We start from the raw sequence: 1,080 nt of genomic DNA, 5'->3' as shown, positions 1-1,080 counted from the left end.
CCGCGGCCCTCGCGGTCACGGCGGTGGCCCCTGCAACCCCCGCGGCCCTCGCGGCGCCCTCGGTCACGGCGGTGGCCCGGCGGGCGCGCGGCACGGCGGTGACGTGCTGGGCGATCGGCGCGGAGCCGCCGCCCGCCGCCCTGTCCGGGCACTGGGACGTGATCGTGCACTGCGCGGCCTCCACCCGGTGGACGCTCAGCCGACCGGAGGCCGAGGCCGCGAACGTCGCGCCGCTGCGGGCGGTGCTCGACCTCGCCGACCGGGACACGCACGTGGTGCACGTCTCGACGGCGTACGTCGGCGGCCGCCGGTCGGCCGACGACCTGCGGGGGGCCGAGTTCGAGGGCTACCGCAACGGCTACGAGTGGTCGAAGGCCGTGTGCGAGCGCGTGGTGCGCGAGGTGCACCCCGGACCGCTGACCATCGTCCGGCCGCCGCTGGTCATGGGCCGCAGGGACACCGGCGCGATCGCCCGCTTCTCCGGCCCGTACACGATCCTGCACGCCCTGGTCTCCGGCACGGCCGCGGTGATCGTCGGCGATCCGGAGGGCTACGCGGAGATCAGCCCGGTCGACGAGGTCGCCGACGTCGTGGTGCGGGCGGCCCTCGGCGCCCCGCCCGCCGCGCCCGTGGTCGAGGTGATCGCGGGCGGCGCGGACAGCCTGCGCCTCGCGTCGCTGGTCTCGATCGCGTGCGGCACCCTGAACGAGTTCAGGCAGGCCCACGGGGCGGCGCCGATCGAGCAGCCGCCGTTCGTCGCGACGGAGGCGTGGAACCGCTTCTTCCTGCCGCTGGCCGACCAGTACCTCTCGCCGTTCCAGCAGCAGGCCGTGAGGCTGCTGGCGATGTTCCAGAGCTACACGAGCATGGCGTCGCCGTTCGAACCCACGCACCGCGTCCGCGACCCGGGTGCCGTCCTGGAGCGCGCGGTGCGCCGCTGGGCGGAGGGCAAGCCGCGCCTGGCGCTCGCGGCGCCCGACCCGTGGACGCTCCTGACCCGCTAGGCCGTGTCTGACACGGCCTGGGCCGCCCACCGACCGGGGCGCGGGCAGGGGCGCGGGCCGCCGCCCCGGCCCGGGC

General features: G+C 77.0%; 1 protein-coding gene. It reads left to right on the top strand.

The annotated features are described in order from the left end of the window. Positions 1 to 1,004, top strand: a 1,004-nt coding sequence (locus L1885_RS28660; protein WP_268984635.1) for an SDR family oxidoreductase, incomplete at its 5' end; no start/stop codon positions are given. Between the last annotated feature and the right edge of the window lie 76 nt (positions 1,005 to 1,080).

Origin of the sequence: Streptomyces fuscigenes, from assembly GCF_021556455.1 — a bacterium.
Taxonomy (GTDB): Bacteria; Actinomycetota; Actinomycetes; order Streptomycetales; family Streptomycetaceae; genus Streptomyces; species Streptomyces fuscigenes.
Note: the sequence above shows the minus strand (reverse complement) of the source record. Positions and strands in the feature narration are given on the sequence as shown.